Genomic DNA, 18609 nt, shown 5'->3' with positions numbered 1-18609 from the left:
ACCGGCTAAGTGCTGGCAGGGTCTTTTTTACGTTCTAATTGTATTAATCTACTCACATGTTTTATATCCTCTAAAGGCACCCACACAGTTCCATCCTCGCGCCGTATCTTCACTCGATCAGTACAGATCTCCGGTATACCTTGTAAAACTTCTCCGTCCAGTAGTCGTATAGTTATTGATTGTTTCTTATCAATCGCCAAAAGTATTTCTTTTCTCCACACAAAGAAGACCTCCTTTTGTTCCTTTGTTGAATATTCTGCAAACACCCAGAGAATCCTTTATTTGACGTTGATTACAGAACGAGTGTTCGTTTATAATACAAACAAACGTTCTTACTTGGAGGCGAAAACGGTGAAAAAGTACATAGGACGGATTGTTGAAATCATCTATGAGGACCGTAAAGGCAATATCACACAGCGACGAATTGAAGTATTAGGTGTTAGGCAAGGGCGAGTTAAAGCGAACTGTTTAAAGTCGGGGGAACTTCGAATTTTTAATGAGGATAACATTTTAGCAATCAGACCGGTAGGTGTAATTCATGCGTCCTGATCTGGAACATAAGTCGGGTAAAACTATAACGACTGAAGAACTTACAATGATTCGTGATTACATCCTGCTGCCACACATGGAAAAGATGGTGCAAAAGAGCATAGATGATGCACAATACTCCACCAATATTCTGAAACGGCTGTATATGTTAGCTAGTCAAAAAATTCTAAACCAAATCACTCAGGATAAGATAAGTTTACGCCGGGAGCTTACGAAGAGAAATATAAAGGTGTTTGAGGAAGAACAATCAGACTTTATTATTTATCACCGGTATTATTGTCGTGGATATGAGGACCAGTTTGGCATGACACGCGATGTGATGAAAGCAGAAATAAGTGTACAACTAACTAAGTACACATCAGATTTAGCAGCGGTTTTGAAAGCATATCCCAAAGAAAAACCTGTCAGCTGAAATGCCGACAGGTTTGTTTTATTTACATACGGAACTAGGTTCGGTATAGATCGTCGGGTAAATTTCCATAAGTTTTTCTTCCATTTCACAAACTTTTACTTTTACATCTCCAACTTCAACTTTTTCATCGATAATTGATTCCATTATTTCGGTGTACTCTTCTGCAAGAGTTCGGTTTTTGTCTATTTCTGCTGCAGTTTTCTTATAATCGTCCATTGCTTCCTGGAGTCCATCCCCCATGTTTAATAACGCTTGTCGATCAGCCTCTTTTTTATTTTCATACAACTTCCATCCAACGGGAACAGCAATGATTAAGGCGATAATAATAACTATAGGTATGAACTTCTTTTTTCTTGCCATCTGAACACTCCTCATCAAAGCATTATTTTCCAGTCTATCAGACGGGAACGCTTATTTCTATCACCAAAAATCACTCCGATTCACTTGCTTCCCAGACAAAGTAGAAGCTGCCTTAGCTAAAGCATCTTTAGTAATACTACGCATAGCAGGTGCATCTTCATTACACGCTTTTGAAATAGTGTCCTTATTAAGCTTGGACAATTTTCTGATTTCTTCTTGTTCAATTCCGTATCTATCAAGGAACGCTCCGTATTTACTCCTCTTTTTGCCTAACCCAAACATATTTAGCCCCCTCCCGAATTTCCTCAATTTACTATCAGGATGGACAAATCTCGTAAAAAAGATACAAGCAATTTACAAGAAAACGGATATAAATCGGAAACATGACCGAGCAGTGCCCATAGATATGTAACTAGATACGGCACCACGGGCTAAGGCGCCAGTCCAGTACCGTAACCAGTTATACAACAAGGTGGGATACAAATGATTTCAGCTATTGATGCAGGGAATTACAAAACTAAGTTTTATGACGGAAAGCACTTGAGGTCGTTTCCTTCCCTGATCGGTGAGTATCGGGACCGGAACCTTAAGACACAGCATGGTGATTATGATTTCGAATGGGAGTATGAAGACCAGAAAGGATTCGCAGGAACTCTTGCCTTACATGAGAGTGAATGTGCGGAGAGTCAGAAGGGAGAAACAAAGGCACACCCTGATGCACGCCTGCGGATCCTGTTAGCACTCCATCAGTTTGGTGAGGGGATAGAGCACAAGATCATTGTTGGTCAGCCGATCAGTACGCATCAGGACTCTGAAAAAACAGCCATCAAGGATATGCTTTGTGGTCGGCATGATCTCGCTGTAAATGGTAAGCGGAAGATCATCCTGATCAGGAAGTGTGAGGTGGCAGCTGAAGGGGTTACTGCTGGCTTATTGGTTCCTGGTGGAGGCATTGTCAGAGTTATAGATATCGGGAGCGGTACGGTCAATTTTGGCACTCTGATCGATCGCAGGTTTAACGATAAGGGCAGTTTCACACTTGGCACCGGAATGGAGACATTAAGAGCAGTAAGCCCTGCCGATTTCGCTCGTCAGATTGCTCTGAAGGCTCTTGCAGGAGGGTGGAAAAGGCAAGATGCAGTATACATCTGTGGTGGTGCAGCAGCTGCATTATTGGAAAATCTGCGGGTGTACTTTCCGAATGTAAGGCTGATTGATGGCGATACGTCTTATGCAAATGTAAAAGCATTTTATCTGATCGCGAGGAAGCTCTATGGCTAAGGAGATACGCATTATACAGGTGGCATTTAACGTGTTGGATCCGGATCAGCTGCAACAATATGAGCACGTTCGTGAGCGTCTGAATCAGTCGGGTTATCTAAAACGATTGATCCAGCGAGACATTGACGGATATGCAGGAGTGCCGGCAGCTGCTCCGATCCGTGAGGTAACTGATGATTTTACAGTTGAGGGATTTATTTAAGGGGGAATTGGCATGGTGGAATTGACTCCAATCTTTGAGGTTCTTGGCGTAGGTGTTGTATCTCATTTTAGTGGCAATGTCCTTGAGCAAATGGGGCACGGTGGAAAGGTAATGTACATCAAAATCGGCGGGTATGTAGCTTGTGCGTACATCGCCTTTGAAGCCTGGTGGGATTGCTTGCGAAGTGTTGCCCACACCTTTGGAGTGCATGTCTGATACCGAGGTAGTAACCTCTGCTGATACCTAAGTAGATACAACAGTTTTAATACCAATGTAGTACATGCAAAAAGGCTGATAGATAGCGGAAAAATGAATTTGTTTTGAGCGATAGCGAAAAGAGGCGAAGCGAATGATAATGAGCGGAGTAGGGGGATTCACAGTTTTGAAATTAGCGGCGGCTTGCGGCTGCCTTGGTGGGGCATGGTCGGTTTATAGATCGAGTGCAGAATCAGTGTTCAGAGGAAAGATGCGGAAGCTCTTTATCTCAGGTGATATTTGCTTTAAGCGGAAGGTTCGTAAGGGGAAGGAGATAAGTGTTTATCCTCAAGTGAATCGAGTGAGTGTTTATCATGACTGCATACAAGTGGTGTTTATCCTGCCGAATGGATTGGACCCTAAAGAGGTTAGAAAACGGGAATGGTTATTTGAGCAGACGTTCGGTGACAACATCGAGCTCTCAGGCACGTCCAAAACCTTCACGCTTAATATCTACAGTCAGGATGTACAACGCTTTGAGTACGACCCAGAGGCGGTACAGAAAGCAACTGAAGGGCTCAGACTCCCTATCTATGTCGGACTTAGCCGGACAGGAGATGAAGTCTATGACATGACTGAACACCCTCATCTGTTGGTGGCAGGGGAAACTGGTAGTGGAAAGTCTGTGGCATTAAGGTCAATTTTATCAACGCTGATTCGGACAGCTTCGGACAGATTGGAATTGTATTGCGCGGACCTTAAACGGTCAGAGTTTCATCTGTTCAAAGGCGTTGCGAAGCAGGTCGTGATCGAAGCCCCTCAGCTGCGCCAGATTGTCCTGATGATACGGAAGGAGATGCGGAGGCGTGGTGATTTAATGGACCGAGCAGGAGTTGCAAATATTGATGAGTTAGCTGAAAAGGAGCGCCCGAAATACATCGTTTTAGCAATTGATGAGGTTGCACTATTGAAGAAGGAAAAGGACATCATGGAGGGGATCGAGGAGATCAGCGCCATAGGGAGAGCTTTAGGTGTATTCCTCATCTTATCCATGCAACGTCCTGATGCGGATGTCTTGGATGGCAAGCTCAAGAATAACCTTACAGTTCGAATGGCATTCCGTCACTCTGATGAAATCAACAGCAGAATCACATTAGGCAGCGGTGAAGCCGCAGATATTCAGCAGAGCCAAAAAGGACGGATGTTACTGAAATTGGATGGCCTTAAGACTGTTCAGGGGCCGTACTTAGACTTACCCAAAGCTAAGACATTACTGGAGCCTTACAAGGTCACAGAAGAGCCGATAGTGCTCAAGAAGGAGCCTGTAAATGCTGAGGAAGAAGACACCATAGAGATAGGGGTGTTGTAAGTTGAACGCAAGAGATAAAGCGATAGTATCCGACTTGGAACGCTTCCGCTGCATGACTCGTGATGATGTGGCGGAGCTCCACTTCTCAAACGTTAAGAATCCAATCAATCAAGCTAACATGGTACTCAAAAGACTGAGGAGGGATGAGGTTATTACCTGCTCTACAGATCGCAGAAAGTACATTTACTTTCCAGTACCAGGGATTAAAAAGGACAGTGCAAAGTTAGGTCATTTCTTGGCTATCGTGGACTTCTATAAACAGATAAAGAAGGTGGAAGCCCCAAGAGTATTTAATGTTGAACCGAAGCTAGGTGGCAAGGGTAGACCAGAGCCGGATGTATTTACGATATGGAAAGGGGTACCGTGGTTTGTGGAGATACAACGAAGCCAGTTTAGTGAGCGCGTTATGAATGATAAGATGAACCGTTATGAACAGTACCATTTAAGCGGAGAATGGGAGAAGGAATCATGGCAGCCAGCAGCCAAGAAGATATTTCCTTACGTATGGATTATTGGGGCTGGAGCAGGAAAATATAAGACTGAGGGAAGAGCATTTAGGGTATTTCAGGATAGTGTCGCAGATATGGTACCAAAGGTTAGTCGGTAAGGATCCGGATAGGGTCCTTATTTTTTTTCGAAAAAATATATGATAAAGTCTTGTATTTTATATGACAATGTCGTATATTTATTTCCAGAATCAAACAACCCAATATATAACAAATGAAAAGAAACAAGAGGAGGAGATGGTTTAACTTGACCTTGAATCAGTACCGGAAGCTGGCTGATGAGATAGGGGGAGATAATGGACAGAAGGTATTAGAGCTTGTTAAACAGTTGGAAGAGGCAAGAGATATTATTGCGGATAAGAAGTTTCCGCGAGTCCTTGGTAATAAAGAAGCAGCAGACGCCATCGGAATTGACCCCAAGAACATGCACCATGCCCGAAAGACTCGTTTCTTTCCAGAGCCTGACTTTATGGTTGGATCCCGGCCGTTTTGGTTCGAGACAAGCATACAACATTATAAGGATCAGGTAGAGGAGTGGCGGAATAATAACAAGTAGTTCATAGGGGGAAAGTCAGTGGAAGCCTTTTGGTTTATGTTCTGTTCAACGCTTGAAACGCTAGCCATTTATTCATTGATCATGTCGCTGTTTAGATTTAAAACATCTGAGTACATATGGCAGGCACTAATTGTAATGCTGTTGGCAAATCTTCAGAGCTTTCTATTGCGAAATGAACTTTCACTAGCATTTATAGCACCATTGCTTACTATCGCAATCTTCATTTTTTTGTTTGCAACAGTAATAAAAATGCCTATTGTTTGGTCAGCGATATGTACAATACTTGGTTATGTTCTCTACGCATTCATTCAAACGTTGTACGTGATGGTTCTCTTCGGATCTGTCGAAGAGGCTCAAGCGTCAGGAACAGATGCATATGTGCTTCAATTGATTTCAGCTGCTACAGGCTTATTAATATCTTGGTTGATGTACAGATTCGGAATTGGTTTCGCCTTTGATTTCGATAAGCTTCGTTTTAAATTTGAGCATATTGTATTGTCGGTCCTTATCGCTCTAGTTCTGATTCTGGTTACTGTTATTTTTTATTACAACCAGATATGGATAAATATCATTTTCTTTGCTACTACTTTTGGTGTCTTTATTTTCTACTCGATTCGGACTGAGGAGAAGGATATAAATGGTGATTGAGACAGCTGCTCTAAAGATTGCAGAGGGGATTAAACGGCAAGTTCCGGATCACAAATCCTCTGTTAATGTCTTAAAGCACGCCATAGCTATTGTGCTTAATGTTTTATCGATTATTTCGTTCACTCTTTTGGTTTCGATTATAACCGGTAATACAAAACAAGCGTTGATTGCATTGATTGGATTCGCCCTTCTTCGGCAGTTTTCAGGAGGGGTTCATTTAAAGACCGGAGCTTGGTGTATTTTTGTAACAACTGCGCTATTCTCGGGGATATCGTTTATTGATTTATCAATGGGATATATTCAAATACTAAATATTCTCAGCCTACTGCTGGTTATAGTATTTGCTCCCAGCCGGATCGAGAAGCAATCAAGGATTCCTAAAAAGCATTATTCCAAATTGCGTATGATTAGCAGTTTGATTGTTGGTACGAACATCTTTATACAATCTCCGACGCTGGCACTATCTTTTTTGGTTCAAGCGTTAAGTTTGATTCACTGGAAAGGAGGTGAACGTCCATGACTATAGCTAACAAAGTTAAACATAGCGTTTTTTCAGCTATCGCATCCGCTTTGACATTGGTTGCAGTATTTTTTGTAAATGTTGCAAGCCCTGTTTACATCTACAGCGGCGATACACCGGAAGAACTGTTGAAATAAATTTGATTGGAGCTGGTTCAATGCAATATCTTAGCCTTACGAGGGATATTGATGGTGAATCAGGAATTGTGAATCTTAGTGGGGAAGACATCGTATTCCTGGAGTATTTAAAGTCTGATCAACGCGTGGCCTTTCACACAGTGGATAATGAATTCTACGCCCCTGGAACATTGAAGTATTGGACTACAGCTCTTAACAACAGCGGTCATCATTTCAAAGTTGTAGATCGTAATAACGCTGTTAATATCGAGCGCATCGTGCTGCTGGATAGCCTGCAGAAGAAAGCATACTTTAGTGGACAGATCGATAAGAAATCGAAACACTGTACCATGGCTTTTAGGCGATATGCCGAGCTTGAAAAGGAATTCCTTATCTTTAATCCACGTCTCATTATCAGCTAAATAGAAAAGAGACTCACATCAGTGAGCCTCTTTTTTTATGCGCATTTTATGTATAACACCTAATATTATATAAAGTTTGCTTTGATTGTAAAAAAATTCGTCTTTCCCAATTTCAATTTACAATTTGACCCAATCAGGGTTAAATTATCTGTAACGAATAAATTTGTTGACAAACATAAACTTAACAACATCGTAAAGTCGCAACTAGCAGGGAGTAGTTAATCTACTCACTTCTGCACCTATCACGCAAGGGGCCACTCGTATAGATCTGCTTCAGAACAGCGCAGTATCAGGCAGATCCCGCGCATAACTAGCGGGGACATGGCTCGGTGGTTGTTCTCATATTGAGAAATCATTGTTGAGGATACTGTCAAACCCATCTCATTCTGGAGCAGTTCTGCAAGTTGTTCTTGAGTCAGTCCTGTCTGTAGACGATGATAGCGCAATAGGCACCTGCCAAGTTGCAGTGCCATATTGATCCTCCAATTATAAAATTTTGGTTTGAATAAGAACGGTTGTTCGCATATAATGATAAACATGAACATATGGGGGTTATGCATAATGGATAGTACTGAGAGTATTGATATCGTTCATTTCCTTAAGTCAATTGCTGGAGAATCCGATTATCCACTGATTGAAAAATTTTTTACTGATCTTGCCGAAGTAAAAACCGAGCCATATCCACCAAAGTCTTCTTCTGTGCCTCTGACATCTTACGTCCCTCAAACTCCATGTTCGGAAACATCTTAATAATCTCACTGTCAGGCATGTCTAATTTCAAATTTGTTACTAGGTCCCTCTCGGTAGTAGTTAATTCACCGTGAGGGTTGTTTGTGTTCCCCAGAACCCAATCGGTAGAAACTTCGAAGAGATCGCATAAATCTTTAAGAGTTCCGTAATCAGGTTCGCTTATTCCATTTTCATAACCACTTAACGTTTTATTGTTTATCCCCGTATGTTGCATTACTTGTAGTTGAGTTAATTTAGCTTTAGTACGCGCTTCTTTTAAACGTTTAGCATACGTTGGCAACATCTCTTAACCACCTTCCTTAAACAATTCAGATAGTATCATAATTCATAAAAAAAGAGAAACACTCTTAAAAAGATAAAAAACTATTAAAACTTTTGAAAATTATGGTTGCATTCTTAGAAATTAAGAGTTATAGTGAGTTTACGAAATTCTTAGAAACTAGGAATTGGGAATTTAATAGATTGGAGGTGATAACCTTGTTGAATTCATCAAATGAATCCTCCGTATCTCAACGTATCAAGAACCACATTCGTGCAAAGGGCATTCCGTTAAAGGTTGCGGCTGAGAAGTCCGGCATACCACTCGGTAGGTTTTATCGAGTAATGGACGGTTCATCAACGCTCCATGCGGATGAAGTTGAGAAACTATGCAAGGTTGAGGAGTTAGGACTCAATCCTACGGAATTGTTGCGCCTATGAATTCTTAAAAATTAGGAATTTGGCTACAAGATGAATTATACGGTAAAGTCGTATATTTCGTCAATAACTTTTGGATATTATTTCCGATTGGGGGAAGAGCCTGTGAAAGCTCATTCAATTGTCATAACTGACATTCAGGCAGCGTCACTAATCCAGAGAGGTACCGCACATACATTGACGCTCTTTGAAGCTGATGTTCATGATCTGGAGCAAGGGACCTATATTCCTGCAAAGTCCATAACACTTTCAAATACCAAGGGCTTGATTGAGTTAAGAGACATGTTGATTCGAGCGAATTTGGAAGGACGTGAATAAATATCGCCGTAATCATCCATCCAGCACATCGCAAGCTTGCCGAAATGTTGCAGCAAGCAATCGATCCACAAACTAAAGAGTTGAAACTAAGAGAAATAAGGCTCGATATACTCTTATCTCTTTTAACGGACAACCTCAACTTAGTCCGAAGAACGGACGAGCTTAAAAACCTTGCACTTGAAGCGCAGACAGCTGGGGACATGGAATGGGTGCAAGAGATCACCATTAAATTAGATGAGATGGAGGCGATGTATTCATGAGTTTCGCAGTGATGCTGAATCAGCAAGGTCTGAATCGAGGTCCAGTGTACGCAACGGGGATTATGAAGGGTTACGAAGTTGCTCGGATGGTTGCAGACTTTAAAGCGCAGGAAACAATCAAGCCGATGACAGACCGGATCATCCAGGAGAACCAAGCAAGATGACGATCTTATTGATCATAGCAGCTTGGGTGCTAATAAATTTATTGTTTGTCTGCATGTTATGGATGTCTGCTGAATCTCGTCACAATCAGAAGCGGAAAGAACCATGTAAAATTTATGATTTTGAAAACTTTAAAGAACGGAGGGTGTCGAATGAAAAATCATCAAATCATCAACCACAAAAATCACCGAGTATTAACAACTGCACAGTTGGCGGAGTCGTTTGGGACAGAAACGAAAATAATCAGTAAGAATTTTGAACGTAACGAAACTAGGTATTCGGAAGGAAAACATTTCTACATGCTGAAAGGCGAAGAATTACGGGAGTTCAAAGCAAGTCGTCAAATTGACGTTTTGCCGAACATAAACTGCCTGTACCTCTGGACCGAAAAAGGCGCGTGGATGCACGCCAAATCTCTCAATACTGATCAGGCATGGGATGCTTACGAAATGCTTGTTGACGATTACTACAAGGTCAAGCAGGTCGATCAATTGACTCAGCTCAGTCCAGAGCTTCAAGCTATCTTCCTTTTGGACAAGCGAACGCAAGAATTCGAAACCAGAGTTGAACGCCTGGAGAACAACACGACAATTGATTATGGACAACAGAACGACCTGCAGCAGTTAGCGAATAAGAGCATAATCAGTCTCCTCGGTGGTAAGGAGAGCCCAGCTTACACAGACAGAACAATCCGAAGTGAGTCGTATTCCGCACTGTGGCGTGATTTCAAGGGATACTTTAACACTAACTCTTACAAGAACACGCTGGTCAAGGACTTTGAGAAGGCGAAGGAATATGTGCATGATTGGTCACCACAAGGTAAGCTGCTACGCGATATTGAACAAGCAAACTCACAGCTCACATTCCGATAGAAAGGAACGTCATATGGACCTTGATCGCTTTTCACTGCCTTTGTGCGAAGAAGAAACATCACAGCGCCTAGAAGTTGATGCATTGGATGCTTACAAGCAACAAGTTGAAGATAGCATGATCGATTCCTTGGAGGGAGGTGAGGAAAGAGATGAGTGAAGTCACTGAAATGATTTTAGATGGTCTGATGTGTCAAGTGTGTGGCTGCTACATGGATGACTTGGAAGAGCCGGGATATCCACGAACCTGTGAAAATTGCAAATAGGAGGTGAACTAGACGATGAGCAAAGTAGAGCTCGGGAAGAAATTCAAACTTAAGTCATCAGGACAAAGTTTTGTTGTGGTGGAAGAGATCAAGATCTTCAGGCTATCACCAGTTTCCGCGCCAGCATTTCAAACACCAAACTTAACCGAACAAGATGTACTGGATCAATTTGAATCAGATGATGAAGTTGACGTCCAAAAGGCTGAAAATCAGTAGCCTATTTATTTTTTTGCCAAAATCGGGGTTTTGAGCCCAAATATCAAGCGAAAGCGAGGAATTAACATGGATCAGAAGACGTTGGAGTACATGGCTGAACGGGTTGATAAGGCTCGGAATATCCAGAAACGCATCAAAGAGTTGGAGCACTTCATCAGCTACAGCAATGATAAAACTTCAATCTTGATTCTCGACCGTATCGGTAATGGCCCACAAATTAAACGGGATGATTACCCGAGACTAGCAAGTAAGGCGAAGGCTTTGGTCATCGAAGCAATTCAGGAAGAAATCAAACTGCTCAATCAAGAGCTTGCGGAGCTCTGAGTCATGAGAACTGAAAGTGAACTATTCAGTCAGTTCCGCGAATCCCTTACTCCTGAAGCTCGGGAAGACATCGATAGGTTGCTCTACCTCTATGACTGGTTTCTAGATGAGAGCGATCCAGCAACACGAGAGATCATCAAAGGAGAATTAAGCATCATCGAGCAACGTTACAACCTGGTCACAGACCACACAAAAAAAGCCGCCCAATGAGAGCGGTCAATAAGAAATTATACAAATCCATAATAGCACGGAAAGCGAGGAAGGCAAATGGTAAAACAAATCAAGCTTATCTCCTTAACCTATAGATTTTTCAAAGGACTTAAAGAATTTACGCTTCACTCTGATGGTCAGGACGTGAACATATATGGTCCGAATGCTGCTGGCAAGACAACTTTGTTCGATGGATTTTACTGGCTTCTGTTTAACAAGGACAGTCGTGAGAAGAGCGAGCCGGAGAAATGGATTAAAACATTGGAAGCTAACGGGGAGCCAATGCATGGAGTTGATCACGAGGTAATTGGCGTACTAGAGATTGATGGGAAGCGCAAGGAGCTCCGCAAAGTGTTCTCTGAGAAATGGACCAAGAAGCGCGGTGCAGCGAAGTCAGAATTCACAGGTCACAAGACGGATTATTACATCGATGAAGCTCCACTCGGTAAGGGTGTTTACGAGAAAGAGATTGCCACAATCATCGATGAGGATACATTCAAGCTACTAACGAATCCGGCAAACTTTGCTGATAGGGATTGGAAGAAACGGCGGAAGTTACTGCTTGAGGTTTGTGGTGACATATCAGACAGCGACGTGATTTCCAGTAATGATTCCTTGAGTGAGCTTCCGACTCTGATGGAACAACGCTCTATGGAAGGACATCGGGATAAGATCAAAGGCGACCAGGATCGTATCAATAGCAGATTGAAGGAAATCCCCACAGGGATCGCTGAGATTCAAAGAGTTATGCCAGATACGGATGGCCTGAACGAAGAGATGATGCAAAAGCAAATTGAGTCACTTCGAGAGCGGATCAACAACAAAGAAGAGCAGATGAATCGGATTCAAAGCGGTGGGGAGATCGCCGTTAAAACAAACCGACTCAGGGAGATCGAGGGCGAGCTGCTTAAGATCAAAAACGATATTCAATCGGTGTCCTTTGAAAAAATCAACACTAAGCGCCAGCATCTCTCCAAGAAGAAAACAGAATATGGAGCGCTTGAGGACGCCACGAAAAGATCGGAAAACCAAAAATTGAGGCTCCGTTCCCAACTTGAGGAGAATGAATCCGAGAGAGCGCGATTGAGAGAGGAACGAGACAAGGTCAGGGCATCTGAATTTACTTATGACGGAGATACATCGTGTCCGACGTGTGGTCAAGCCTTACAACCAGAAAGTATTGAACAAGCACGGAATAAAGCCGAAGCGCAGTTTAATGAGCGCAAGGCACAGTCCCTTGAATCAATCGTTAGTCGTGGTAAGCAACTGAAACAAATAGCGGATCAATGGGCAGAAGAAATCGAGCGAATCTCTGGCACAGTTGAATTCAATCAGTTTAACTTGGAGGCCTTGGATCAAGAGATCCGAGGGCTAGCACGCGAAATCGAAATGTTAGATTCCTCTACTCCTGACGCCTCATCAGATCCAGCGTACGCAAGTAAGTTGCAGGAACGAGAAGAGGTGGAACGCGCTATAAGAGATCTCCGTTCACAGTCTGTTAGTGCCTTAAGTGATGCCCGATTGGAAGTAGTAAGCCTAAGAGCTGAACTTGAGTCCCAGGAAAGAAAATACGCCGGGTTCGATCAGATTCAAAGAGGGCAGAAGCGCATCGAGGAACTCAAGGCGGAAGAGAAAGAACTCGCCCGACAATACGAAGAATTGGAACGGCAGCTCTACCTTACAGAGGAGTTCATGAGAACCAAAGTCCAGATGCTTGAATCCAAAATCAATGCCAAGTTTAGGAATGTGAAGTTTCGATTGTTCGAAACCCAGATCAACGGGGCTTTGAACGAGACGTGCAAGATCCTTTACGGGCCTAACCTTGTTCCTTATGAGGATGGCCTGAACCGAGCAGCACAGGTTAATGCCGGATTAGATATTATCAATACTTTATCTGATCACTTCAAAGTGATCGCTCCAATATTCATCGATAACGCGGAGGCTGTTACGGATATAGAAAACACCTCCGGTCAACAGATCAGACTGATCGTAAGTAAGAACCACCATGGCTTACATGTTGAAAAGCAAGAAACCATTACACAGGAGGCGTTTAACCTTGAGTAACCAAACCTATTCCACTGGATTAACAAAAGTAAATGATACCTTTCTTCCTATGATCGAAAGCCAATTAGTCAATAACGGCATCAATATGGACCAGTATTCAAAACAGTGTGTTATGAATGCTTTGTCTTCCATTAATGCTGCTCTGGATACAAAAGGTTTGACATTCAGCGACCCGAGTCTCGACAAGAACAACGTGACAACTACCTTGCTGAATGTAGCAGCACTGAAGCTGAATGCGGCTGCCAGCCCACGTGAAGTGTTCTTTCAAATTAGAAACGTGAAGGTCAAGGTCGATGGTAAGGATGTTTGGAAGAAGCAAATTGAGATGGGTATCGAGGGCGATGGTAATGATGCGATACTGAGCAACTTCGGCCGCAATGTCGAACAGGTACGCCCCTTCTGGTTGGTACGCGAGGATGATGAGTTTGAATACCCATCCTTCAATGGCTTGGAGATGACGCCACCAAGATGGACGCCTAAAGGCAAAGGAGATGTCGTTCGAGTTGTATACCCCATCATCTTCAAGGATCAGAGCATTCAGTATTTCATCTCTGAACGTGATGATGTCGCTAAAAACCTAGTCGCTCATATCCAAAATAATATGATGAATGAAACGTTCGGTGTGCTACCTGCAGGAAAGACGAGATACGACGCTAATGCTGAACAGCTTAAAAAGATTGCTGAGAAGAAAGTCGTGTTCTTGAAAAAAGCTGCTGAACTAGGGCTCAAGGCTCTTGATGATGAAGAGCTTCAAAAATGGATTAGCCCAGCATGGTCGGAGTACCACAGCCGTGAGGCTATGATAATCCGCAAGATGCGTAACAATGTGGTCAAAAAGATACCGAAGGATTTCGGAAACGCCTTTGTTGAGCTGATTCACGATCAAGCAGATGGAGATTATGCTGCAGTTCGGGAGGAGATTACCGAGAGAGCAAACCGAGAGCCGATCGATATCAAGCCTGAGCCACCAACTGAACCGCAAGGGCAACCACAAGATAACCATGTTCCTGATCAAGTTGAGGCATCACCTCCAGCTAGCACAAAGCCTGAGAAGAAGAACGATGCGACTGACGAAGATTTTTAATGATAGAGATTAGGCCATTAGGATCCAGCAGCGCGGGCAACGCCTACTATGTGACAGACGGGCATACCCCACTGCTGCTGGAATGCGGGCTACGGTTCAAAGACATACAGCGAGCCCTCAATTATCGAATGTCGGACGTAGCAGGTTGCTTGTTGACCCACAACCACCAAGACCATTGTAAGTCAGCCAAGGACGTTATGCGAGCAGGAATTGATCTTTATGCGTCAGCTGGAGCATTGGCTGCGGCAGGACTGACTGGACATCGTGCAGTCATAGTGAAAGCAAGAAAACAATTCAGAATCGGAACTTGGACAATCCTACCCTTTGAAGTCGAGCATGACGTTGATGAACCGCTTGGTTATCTACTCGCCAATGAGGCCGGAGATAAATTACTCTTTGCTACTGATACATTCTACATTCGCTATCAGTTCATCAGCCTGACTCATTTGCTCATAGAATGCAATTATTCGGAGGCGATCGTGGATCAGAACATTATCGCTGGAAGGATCCCTGTAAGTATGAAGCGTCGATTGGTTCGTTCTCACTTCAGCCTTGAAACCATGAAGGAGTTCATCAGAGCAAACGACATGAGTAAGGTCAAGGAAATTTGGTTGATTCATTTATCTGATACGAATAGTGACGAAGAGTTGTTTAAACGAGAAATACAAGCATTGACCGGCTGCCCAGTTTATGTGGCAGACCGTTAATCATATCTAATCGGAGGAATTATCCTATGAAAAATACTCTTAAAAAATATTCCCTTAAAGCAGCACTTCAAGCAGGAGCAGCTCGTGAATATGCGCTCATCAAATCTCGTCGTCAGTTTAAGCACGAAGCGTCTGAAAAGAAACCGTACAAGCCTGGTAGTATCGGACCATCTGTTGTTGCTACTGCGATTCTCGAAGAATACAAAGGCTTTGCATTTACCCGTCGTGATCGTAGATATCTAGCAAAAGTAAGTAGACAGCCATTCCAAAAATTCTACGCTCAGGGGTGATCGAGATGAAGAACGGTAAAAATCCAACCCGGCGGCAGAAGCAGATTATCAAAGATGCAGGCTCTAACCCTGACAACTGGCTCGTTTGTAAGGCCGAAGCATATAAACTACATCTTGTTCATCGCAATACTAATACGACTAAAATCATTCATCTTTAACATGAAACAAGCAGTTGTAGAAATCTATAGACGATGTCCTGATTGCCAAGTATGCGGCAATGAGATAAACCCTGGGCGAGAGGAGTATATCCGCGGCATGCGGGTGTGCTCCCTGTGCCACACCGAGTTAAAGCACACTCAAAAGATCAAACATGAATCAAGAACGTTGGTGAGGAGGCATGAGCGGGTTTATCCCGATAGGAAGAGATCTTCTGAATCACTGGATCAGACGTGATAAGGAATATTGGATGGTGTTCTGTGAAATGGCATTCCTCGCTCGGTTCTCTGATACTCCAGAGGTGCGGGTAATCGACGGGCAAGAGGTGACCATTCGAAAAAAGGAGTTTATCTTTGGTCGATCTTCATGGAGTACCCGATTGGATATCTCTGAGCGCAGACTCAGAACTCTGATCAAAAAGCTAGTCGAAGAAGGGCTCATTAAACAGAACGAAAAGTACAGCAAATTCACCATTTATTCATTCGAATATGTGCCTGGAATGAACCAAAAAAGCGACCAGCAGAATGACCAGCATGGCGACCAGCAGGAAAAAGAAAAGAGACCAGCAAAAAACCTTACGCCACAAGGGATTTCAGCGCAAGGCGACCAGCAGGATTTAAAAGAGCGACCAGCACAACGACCAGCTGAGCGACCACAGAAAGAAGAAGGTATTAAAGAAGAAGGTATTAAAGAAGAATGCTTAACTGATAAAACACGAAAAGGAGCTGTAGATAAGATGGCTTCTAAATCCAAATTGGAAAAGAGTCGCGAATGTAAAACAGAGTATGCAGAAAGTGTATGGCTCAAGCCTGAAGAACATGAGAAGCTGCTGAACGAGTTTGGACAAGAAGGATTGACCTGGATGCTAGATGTTCTCAGTTCTTATAAATTATCCGTTGATAAGTTTTACGCAAGTGATTATGCAGTGTTTAAACGTGGCGGATGGCTACGACAGAAGTACGAGGAGCATCTATCAAAAAATAAGCAGAAGGCTGGCGGGTATAAAAACCGCAGCCAACAGGCTCATGATGATTTTGAGGATATGAAACAATTGTACTTGAACGAGGTGAACGGTAATGGTCATAACGATGGCGGAAACAATCGGCCTTCTGTCCAAGATCAAACGAGCTTACCCGAACTTTACCCTTATAACGAATAGGGCTCCAGATGGTTCAGTTATTTCAAGTCCCACTGCTGAAATATGGCACGAACGCTTGAGTTTGAATGGAATTACACTTCAACAGGCTATACACGCTTTGGATTATCACATCGACAACGAAAGATTCGAACCAACAATAGCCGATATCCTAAGACCAAAAAAACAACTTTCTGTATATGACGTGCAGAAAATAGAGCGAGAGCAAGAAGCGTTGTCACTCAAAGAGTATCACGAAAACAACATTGTAGGCCCGCCTCCTGATCATGTGTTGGAGAAGCTGCAGAAACTCTTTAAAAAGTCACGGGTCCCAGCCTTCAGTGATTACAGTGCAGGTGGTGATGACAATGAGTGATTACAACTATCTGTATGAGGCTGAGATAAACGTACTGGGATCTATCATGCTAGATAAGGAACTCATGGCTGAATGCGTACTGATGCCAGAGTCATTCTCACCAGAATGGGACAATGGGAAAATTTTCGAAGTGCTTCGATATGCTTATAAGAAGTTTTCTGATCAACCAGATCCCTTTTACCTTCCTTTGCTTGCTCAACATTGGGGAAAGAAACTGGAGAAGATCGGTGGCTTCAGTAAGATTACCGAGATACAGAGATCGGTACCCCACACCAATGGGATGTTCAGGCATTATCAACAGATTGTAAATGAAGAGTATGTCCAACGTGAGATGAAAGCTACAGCTGAATTAATAGCGGCAGGCGGATCAACCTTGCAAAACGCAAAAGCAAGAATGGACGAACTGGAAGACATCCAAGCAAGAACATCGGTTAAGGATGGTCCTGTGAATCTATCCGACCTGCTAGAAAAGCATACTTCAATTATCATCAAGCGGTCGCAGCACTCTGGAGGAGTTACGGGACGAAAGTCTTGCAGCACGGAATACAACAACATGAGTAGGGGGCATCAGGACGGTGACTTTATTGTTGTTGGAGCTAGGCCGTCAGTAGGCAAATCAGCATATCTTTGTAACGAAGCTTATGCATCCAGTGAAGACGGATCGACTTCATTTATTGTCTCTGGGGAAGATGGGGCATTCAATATGCTAGAGAGAATGATTGGGGCGGTTGGGCGTGTCAAGATATCGCACATGAAATCGGGCCAGATGACGGAAAGCGATTGGGATAGATATAGCAAAGCTGCCGATCTCATTGGAGGACGAAAGATATTTATTGATGACTCTCCAAGTCCGACGATCGAACACATCTGGCGTACTGTCCGAAGGATGATCAAACTGTATCCCAAAATGACATTATACATCGATTATCTTCAACACCTTCGGAGCGAGAAGACTTTCACCAGCGAACGAGAGATGTACAAGTATATCTCATATCAGCTAAAGCAGATTGCTCGGACCTTTATGATTCCAGTTGTATGTTTGGCTGCCGTTGGTAGGAGCGTTGACCAACGGCAGGATAAGCGTCCTATGATGTCAGATATTCGAGATTGCGGAAATATTGAGAGTGACGCTGATATCGTTATATTCCTTTACCGGGACGATTACTACAACGCAGATAGCGCCCGAAAAGGTCTGATTGATCTGATCGTTGCTAAGGGTCGGAATGTAGGTACTGGAACGATAACTATGGTTTTTGATAAGCCTTACCAATCCTTCTTAAATATTACCGAGGACATGAAGCAGAAGCGCAAGGAGAAGGGGCTGAGCGCATGAGTAGAGTTATCAAAGATGATGAGGAGTTCGATCGAGCTATACAAGGCATGGTCACGCTGACTGAGGAATTGGAGAATATTGATCCCCTGGCAGAAGAGGATGAAATCAACCGGAAGAAATGGATGCTAACTCGTACAGCACAGCTTGTACAGGAATACAGCAGGGGGAAGTATGCTGAAGAGTTTCCGAAGTTACGTAAGAAGTACGATGAGCTTGGATGGTCTTATCTAGACTTCTCCAGTCAAACAGGTTAGAAA

General features: G+C 43.2%; 36 protein-coding genes and 1 pseudogene. 32 read left to right on the top strand and 5 right to left on the bottom strand.

Going from position 1 to position 18609, the window contains the following annotated elements:
• Positions 1-5 precede the first annotated feature (5 nt).
• Positions 6-221: a hypothetical protein gene (locus AC3WJJ_RS03640; RefSeq protein WP_492538086.1), complete on the bottom strand. Its 216-nt coding sequence runs from the start codon at positions 219-221 to the stop codon at positions 6-8.
• A 130-nt stretch (positions 222-351) separates the two neighbouring features.
• Between AC3WJJ_RS03640 and AC3WJJ_RS03635 the strand changes: the two genes are divergently transcribed.
• Together AC3WJJ_RS03635 and AC3WJJ_RS03630 are read left to right on the top strand one after the other, a co-directional pair.
• Entirely contained in the window at positions 352-549 is a 198-nt protein-coding gene (locus AC3WJJ_RS03635) for a hypothetical protein (RefSeq protein WP_492538084.1), read from the top strand.
• Positions 539-961, top strand: a complete 423-nt coding sequence (locus tag AC3WJJ_RS03630) for a YhjD family protein (RefSeq protein WP_492538082.1) — start codon at positions 539-541, stop codon at positions 959-961. The genes AC3WJJ_RS03635 and AC3WJJ_RS03630 overlap by 11 nt, the downstream gene beginning before the upstream one ends.
• A gap of 18 nt (positions 962-979) precedes the next feature.
• Here the strand turns inward: AC3WJJ_RS03630 and AC3WJJ_RS03625 are convergent, their stop codons facing one another.
• Both AC3WJJ_RS03625 and AC3WJJ_RS03620 read right to left on the bottom strand, forming a co-directional pair.
• Positions 980-1321, bottom strand: coding sequence for a hypothetical protein (locus tag AC3WJJ_RS03625; protein WP_492538080.1), 342 nt, complete (start codon positions 1319-1321; stop codon positions 980-982).
• 60 nt (positions 1322-1381) lie between these two features.
• On the bottom strand, positions 1382-1603 hold the full coding sequence (locus AC3WJJ_RS03620; RefSeq protein ID WP_492538078.1) for a transcriptional regulator: 222 nt from the start codon (positions 1601-1603) through the stop codon (positions 1382-1384).
• Positions 1604-1804: 201 nt separating this feature from the next.
• On the opposite strand from AC3WJJ_RS03620, the gene AC3WJJ_RS03615 reads away from it, so the two are divergent.
• The 10 genes from AC3WJJ_RS03615 (at position 1805) to AC3WJJ_RS03570 (ending at position 7136) form a co-directional block, all read left to right on the top strand.
• A complete protein-coding gene (locus AC3WJJ_RS03615) occupies positions 1805-2602 on the top strand; it encodes a ParM/StbA family protein (protein WP_492538076.1) in 798 nt (265 codons plus the stop codon).
• A complete protein-coding gene (locus AC3WJJ_RS03610; protein WP_492538074.1) occupies positions 2595-2804 on the top strand; it encodes a hypothetical protein in 210 nt (69 codons plus the stop codon). The genes AC3WJJ_RS03615 and AC3WJJ_RS03610 overlap by 8 nt, the downstream gene beginning before the upstream one ends.
• Before the next feature lie 12 nt (positions 2805-2816).
• On the top strand, positions 2817-3020 hold the full coding sequence (locus AC3WJJ_RS03605; RefSeq protein ID WP_492538072.1) for a hypothetical protein: 204 nt from the start codon (positions 2817-2819) through the stop codon (positions 3018-3020).
• Between the two features lie 166 nt (positions 3021-3186).
• Positions 3187-4368, top strand: coding sequence for an FtsK/SpoIIIE domain-containing protein (locus AC3WJJ_RS03600; protein WP_492538070.1), 1182 nt, complete (start codon positions 3187-3189; stop codon positions 4366-4368).
• Position 4369: 1 nt separating this feature from the next.
• A complete protein-coding gene (locus AC3WJJ_RS03595; RefSeq protein ID WP_492538068.1) occupies positions 4370-4975 on the top strand; it encodes a replication-relaxation family protein in 606 nt (201 codons plus the stop codon).
• A 146-nt stretch (positions 4976-5121) separates the two neighbouring features.
• Entirely contained in the window at positions 5122-5430 is a 309-nt protein-coding gene (locus AC3WJJ_RS03590; RefSeq protein WP_492538067.1) for a hypothetical protein, read from the top strand.
• 18 nt (positions 5431-5448) lie between these two features.
• Positions 5449-6078, top strand: a complete 630-nt coding sequence (locus AC3WJJ_RS03585; RefSeq protein ID WP_492538065.1) for a hypothetical protein — start codon at positions 5449-5451, stop codon at positions 6076-6078.
• Positions 6068-6598: an accessory gene regulator ArgB-like protein gene (locus tag AC3WJJ_RS03580; protein WP_492538063.1), complete on the top strand. Its 531-nt coding sequence runs from the start codon at positions 6068-6070 to the stop codon at positions 6596-6598. Before AC3WJJ_RS03585 ends, AC3WJJ_RS03580 begins: the two co-directional genes overlap by 11 nt.
• A complete protein-coding gene (locus AC3WJJ_RS03575) occupies positions 6595-6735 on the top strand; it encodes a cyclic lactone autoinducer peptide (RefSeq protein ID WP_492538061.1) in 141 nt (46 codons plus the stop codon). Before AC3WJJ_RS03580 ends, AC3WJJ_RS03575 begins: the two co-directional genes overlap by 4 nt.
• A 20-nt stretch (positions 6736-6755) precedes the next feature.
• Positions 6756-7136: a LytTR family transcriptional regulator DNA-binding domain-containing protein gene (locus tag AC3WJJ_RS03570; protein ID WP_492538059.1), complete on the top strand. Its 381-nt coding sequence runs from the start codon at positions 6756-6758 to the stop codon at positions 7134-7136.
• A gap of 242 nt (positions 7137-7378) precedes the next feature.
• On the opposite strand, the gene AC3WJJ_RS03565 is transcribed toward AC3WJJ_RS03570, so the two are convergent.
• Positions 7379-7609: a helix-turn-helix domain-containing protein gene (locus tag AC3WJJ_RS03565; protein WP_492538058.1), complete on the bottom strand. Its 231-nt coding sequence runs from the start codon at positions 7607-7609 to the stop codon at positions 7379-7381.
• 173 nt (positions 7610-7782) lie between these two features.
• Complete coding sequence (locus tag AC3WJJ_RS03560; protein ID WP_492538057.1) at positions 7783-8169, bottom strand: helix-turn-helix domain-containing protein; 387 nt, start codon at positions 8167-8169, stop codon at positions 7783-7785.
• Between the two features lie 194 nt (positions 8170-8363).
• On the opposite strand from AC3WJJ_RS03560, the gene AC3WJJ_RS03555 reads away from it, so the two are divergent.
• From AC3WJJ_RS03555 to AC3WJJ_RS03460, 20 genes and pseudogenes are all read left to right on the top strand, one after another.
• Positions 8364-8585, top strand: a complete 222-nt coding sequence (locus AC3WJJ_RS03555) for a hypothetical protein (RefSeq protein WP_492538056.1) — start codon at positions 8364-8366, stop codon at positions 8583-8585.
• A gap of 102 nt (positions 8586-8687) precedes the next feature.
• On the top strand, positions 8688-8900 hold the full coding sequence (locus AC3WJJ_RS03550; RefSeq protein WP_492538055.1) for a hypothetical protein: 213 nt from the start codon (positions 8688-8690) through the stop codon (positions 8898-8900).
• On the top strand, positions 8897-9160 hold the full coding sequence (locus AC3WJJ_RS03545; protein ID WP_492539574.1) for a DUF7667 family protein: 264 nt from the start codon (positions 8897-8899) through the stop codon (positions 9158-9160). The genes AC3WJJ_RS03550 and AC3WJJ_RS03545 overlap by 4 nt, the downstream gene beginning before the upstream one ends.
• Positions 9157-9324: a hypothetical protein gene (locus tag AC3WJJ_RS03540; RefSeq protein WP_492538054.1), complete on the top strand. Its 168-nt coding sequence runs from the start codon at positions 9157-9159 to the stop codon at positions 9322-9324. The genes AC3WJJ_RS03545 and AC3WJJ_RS03540 overlap by 4 nt, the downstream gene beginning before the upstream one ends.
• Positions 9321-9572, top strand: coding sequence for a hypothetical protein (locus tag AC3WJJ_RS03535; protein ID WP_492539644.1), 252 nt, complete (start codon positions 9321-9323; stop codon positions 9570-9572). Before AC3WJJ_RS03540 ends, AC3WJJ_RS03535 begins: the two co-directional genes overlap by 4 nt.
• Positions 9475-9678: pseudogene (locus AC3WJJ_RS03530) on the top strand (ORF6N domain-containing protein); the annotation flags it as partial. The gene AC3WJJ_RS03535 and the pseudogene AC3WJJ_RS03530, both read left to right, overlap by 98 nt.
• 45 nt (positions 9679-9723) lie before the next feature.
• Positions 9724-10194 (top strand): ORF6C domain-containing protein, encoded by a 471-nt coding sequence (locus tag AC3WJJ_RS03525; RefSeq protein ID WP_492539572.1) that lies wholly within the window; start codon positions 9724-9726, stop codon positions 10192-10194.
• A gap of 13 nt (positions 10195-10207) precedes the next feature.
• Positions 10208-10351, top strand: coding sequence for a hypothetical protein (locus AC3WJJ_RS03520; protein WP_492538052.1), 144 nt, complete (start codon positions 10208-10210; stop codon positions 10349-10351).
• Positions 10352-10472: 121 nt separating this feature from the next.
• Positions 10473-10673, top strand: a complete 201-nt coding sequence (locus AC3WJJ_RS03515; RefSeq protein WP_492538051.1) for a hypothetical protein — start codon at positions 10473-10475, stop codon at positions 10671-10673.
• A 66-nt stretch (positions 10674-10739) separates the two neighbouring features.
• On the top strand, positions 10740-10997 hold the full coding sequence (locus tag AC3WJJ_RS03510) for a hypothetical protein (protein ID WP_492538049.1): 258 nt from the start codon (positions 10740-10742) through the stop codon (positions 10995-10997).
• 3 nt (positions 10998-11000) lie between these two features.
• Positions 11001-11207, top strand: a complete 207-nt coding sequence (locus tag AC3WJJ_RS03505; protein ID WP_492538047.1) for a hypothetical protein — start codon at positions 11001-11003, stop codon at positions 11205-11207.
• Between the two features lie 57 nt (positions 11208-11264).
• Positions 11265-13271 (top strand): AAA family ATPase, encoded by a 2007-nt coding sequence (locus AC3WJJ_RS03500; RefSeq protein ID WP_492538045.1) that lies wholly within the window; start codon positions 11265-11267, stop codon positions 13269-13271.
• Positions 13264-14355: a hypothetical protein gene (locus AC3WJJ_RS03495; protein ID WP_492538043.1), complete on the top strand. Its 1092-nt coding sequence runs from the start codon at positions 13264-13266 to the stop codon at positions 14353-14355. Before AC3WJJ_RS03500 ends, AC3WJJ_RS03495 begins: the two co-directional genes overlap by 8 nt.
• Positions 14355-15062, top strand: a complete 708-nt coding sequence (locus tag AC3WJJ_RS03490; RefSeq protein ID WP_492538042.1) for an MBL fold metallo-hydrolase — start codon at positions 14355-14357, stop codon at positions 15060-15062. Before AC3WJJ_RS03495 ends, AC3WJJ_RS03490 begins: the two co-directional genes overlap by 1 nt.
• Positions 15063-15088: 26 nt before the next feature.
• On the top strand, positions 15089-15352 hold the full coding sequence (locus AC3WJJ_RS03485) for a hypothetical protein (RefSeq protein WP_492538041.1): 264 nt from the start codon (positions 15089-15091) through the stop codon (positions 15350-15352).
• Positions 15353-15357: 5 nt separating this feature from the next.
• The gene (locus tag AC3WJJ_RS03480; protein WP_492538040.1) at positions 15358-15510 is read left to right on the top strand and encodes a DUF6906 family protein; all 153 of its coding nucleotides are present in this window, start codon (positions 15358-15360) and stop codon (positions 15508-15510) included.
• A gap of 179 nt (positions 15511-15689) precedes the next feature.
• On the top strand, positions 15690-16667 hold the full coding sequence (locus tag AC3WJJ_RS03475) for a hypothetical protein (protein ID WP_492538039.1): 978 nt from the start codon (positions 15690-15692) through the stop codon (positions 16665-16667).
• Positions 16597-17019, top strand: coding sequence for a replicative helicase loader/inhibitor (locus tag AC3WJJ_RS03470; RefSeq protein ID WP_492538037.1), 423 nt, complete (start codon positions 16597-16599; stop codon positions 17017-17019). Before AC3WJJ_RS03475 ends, AC3WJJ_RS03470 begins: the two co-directional genes overlap by 71 nt.
• Positions 17012-18352, top strand: coding sequence for a replicative DNA helicase (locus AC3WJJ_RS03465; RefSeq protein WP_492538035.1), 1341 nt, complete (start codon positions 17012-17014; stop codon positions 18350-18352). The genes AC3WJJ_RS03470 and AC3WJJ_RS03465 overlap by 8 nt, the downstream gene beginning before the upstream one ends.
• Positions 18349-18606, top strand: a complete 258-nt coding sequence (locus tag AC3WJJ_RS03460) for a hypothetical protein (RefSeq protein WP_492538033.1) — start codon at positions 18349-18351, stop codon at positions 18604-18606. The genes AC3WJJ_RS03465 and AC3WJJ_RS03460 overlap by 4 nt, the downstream gene beginning before the upstream one ends.
• The last annotated feature ends 3 nt before the right edge of the window (positions 18607-18609 follow it).

This window comes from Paenibacillus sp. FW507-14B1B (assembly GCF_058781425.1).
This window is presented reverse-complemented; position numbering and strand designations above follow the sequence as displayed.